The sequence below is a fragment of the Protofrankia sp. Cas8 genome, from assembly GCF_963555845.1.
GTDB lineage: Bacteria > Actinomycetota > Actinomycetes > Frankiales > Frankiaceae > Protofrankia.
In genome coordinates, this window is the sequence record NZ_CAUVXI010000001.1 from 44,156 (window position 1) to 46,800 (window position 2,645).

A 2,645-nucleotide genomic window follows, 5' to 3' on the forward strand; every position below is an offset into this window, starting at 1 on the left:
GGGCGGTTCGGTGTCCGTCCATCCGGCACGTCGCCGGCGCCAGATGACGACCGGTTCGGCGAGCAGATGGCCGGTCCAGAACAGCAGTAGGGCCAGTCCCACCCCCGGTAGGTAGGACAGCCAGTACTCGATTGAGGCTACTGAGTCACCGACTCCGGTCAGGTAGCGGAACAGCCGGCCGAGGAACCAGACCTCGAACAGTGCCACCAGCAGCGTCGCGACCATGGCGAGTGCCGACAGCGACAGGAAGCGGGGCATCCGCAGCGGTCGGCGCCGGTCGTGTGGCCCGTCGTCGGCGTAGCGGGCCTCCACCCGGGCCGCCTGCCGGCGAGTGGTGACGATCTGCTCCTGCCGCACGAAAGTGGCCAGAGCACGCAGGGCGGAGTCGGTCGCCGTGGCCGCCTCGATCAGGGTCCGCAGCGCCTGCTCGATGCCCGGCCGGGCCGAGCGCACCACCTCGGCGCTCTCCCGGAACGCGAGCAGGTGCGCGGTACCCTGCGGATCATCCTCGGCGCGCTGGGCCAGGAAGTCCGTCAGACAGCGGCATGCGGGCGCCCCGGGCGCCGGGCACGGGGGGGAGGCGGTGCACAGCGCCCACGGTCGTGGTTCGAGTGAGAACTGTCGACTCACCGTCATCCTTTCGTCTGGCCGAGTGCGATGACGATCTCGACCCGGCGGTCGCAGCTCATCGCGGCCGGGTCGGCGCTGCCGTCGGTGCGGTGTTCCAGTCCGCATGCCGGACTTGGGCGGCTCTCGCCGAGCCCGATCGCCTTGCCCACGGTGAGCCCGTCGGCCCGAAGCGCGTCGGCGACCCGCTGCGCCCGGCCCAGGGAGAGCAGATCGTTGTGGTCGTCCGTGCCACGTGAGTCGGTGTGCCCGTCGACCTCGGTGACGGTTCCGGACGCCCCGCGCACCCGCCGCTCCACGTCGGTGAGCGCGGTCCGGGCCGTTGCCAGCAGTTCGGTGGAGTTGGTGTCGAACAGCATTCGGTCGGGCAGCGTCACGATGATCGTTCCGCTGTCGCGTCGCTCGGTGATGGCGGGAAAGGTGACGGCGGCGTCCGGCACGCCCGGCGTTCGGGTCGCCGGACCGGTGGTCACGGACCCGCCGGCCGCCGCCGTGGCCTCGCTGTGGATGTCGCACGACGTCGGGTTCGCGGTGGCCGCGCCGCACAGTCCGCGCCACAGCGCGGTCAGCCAGTCGAGCTGGGCGGTTGCCGGCGACGGCTGGTCGTCCGCCGGATGGCCTATTCCGAACATGGTGACCTGGACGCCGGCGAGGTCGGGCAGCTGCGTGGCCGTTCGGCAATCAGTGACGATCTTCTGTACGTCCCCGGCGATGGGGGATTCGAGCAGATCCGCGCAGCCGGAGTTGACCAGCCCGTCGGAGGCGACGACGACGTGGCGGCGGCCGGATGCGGTGGCGGTCTGGTGGGCTGCTGCCGCCAGCGCGCCAAGGATGTCGCTGCCCGCCGCGCGGGCCGGTGCCGTGGCCGCGTTCGCCAGCAGCTGCCGGGCGCAGCGCAGGGAAGCGACCTGGGCGCTGGTCCGCTGGTCGGGGTTGGCCAGACGCGGGGTCGCCACTGTGGTCCAGGTCATCGTCGTAGCTGAGCCGTCGAAGCCGGAGATGGTGATCGTGTCGCCACGCAGCACCGCCGCGCGGGTCGCGGCGTCCAGTTCCGGCGCTGCCGCGTAGGCCGGGCCACCGTTGCCCCGGACGCTGGCGGAGCGGTCGAGCACCAGCGCGGTGATCCCGGCGCCCGGGACGGCGTCCGGCGTGTTCGGACGCCCGGCGCAGGCGTCCACGTCGGACGACGGGGAGGACGGGCTGCCCGGTTGGCAGGCGACGAACAGGCCCGCGCCGACGGCGAACAGCGCCATCCCCGTGACCAGCAGGCGCGGCCACCGGGCCGTCGATCCGGCCGCCGGTCGAGTTGCCGCCGCCGGGACCGCTCGGGCCGCTGTCCGCGGGGTCGGTCGGACGGCCGGTCGCGGTCCCGACCGGCGGGCGGGCGGCGGGCGCCGACCCGCGGCGGGGCTCATCGAGCGCCGCCCGACGTCGACGGGTTCGACCAGTCGGCCACCGGTAGTCCGGCCCACTGCATCAGCCGGACCAACGCGGAGTTGTGTGCCACGTCGAACTCCAGCAGATCGACGTTGTTCGCGTTGTCCACCGCCTTGAACACCGTTGCCAGCAGGTCGTCATCCTTGGACTCGCGCTGCTCGGCGAGCCGGTCGACGATGTCCGCGGCGTGCTGCGGCTGCGCGGCCAGCCGCAGCAGGTAGCGGGCCAGGTACGGTGCCGGGGGCAGATCGGCGTCGAGGGCGTCGATGCCGAGCATCGCCAGCAGCCGCCGCCACTGCGTCGCCATCTCGGTGTAGTTGCCGACGAGTTGCTGGGAGAAGTCGTGCAGCGCGTCCTGCTCCAGCGCCCTGGTCCACGCCTGCTGCTGCAGTGTCCGCACGTCGGTGTGCAGGGTGACCTCGGCCCGGGCGGACCACCCCAGCGTCGTCTCCGGCAGGCCCTGGTGCGCCAGCACGTCCAGCCGGGCGTTGAGGCAGGTCTCGGCCTCGGCGGCCTGATGCGGCGGGTAGGTCCGCAGCACGCACCGGGTCGCCACGGCGATCTTCTCCTGGACGAGAGTC

Annotated in this window: 3 protein-coding genes; all 3 read right to left on the minus strand. The window is 72.8% G+C overall.

Annotation, left to right across the window (positions count from 1 at the left end; all coding sequences use genetic code 11):
* Positions 1 to 630, minus strand: a 630-nt coding sequence (locus U9977_RS00230; protein WP_322747081.1) for a hypothetical protein, incomplete at its 3' end; no start/stop codon positions are given.
* 2 nt (positions 631 to 632) lie between these two features.
* The gene (locus U9977_RS00235) at positions 633 to 1,880 is read right to left on the minus strand and encodes an OmpA family protein (RefSeq protein WP_322747082.1); all 1,248 of its coding nucleotides are present in this window, start codon (positions 1,878 to 1,880) and stop codon (positions 633 to 635) included.
* A gap of 158 nt (positions 1,881 to 2,038) precedes the next feature.
* On the minus strand, positions 2,039 to 2,645 hold a 607-nt coding region (locus U9977_RS00240), incomplete at its 5' end, for a hypothetical protein (RefSeq protein ID WP_322747083.1).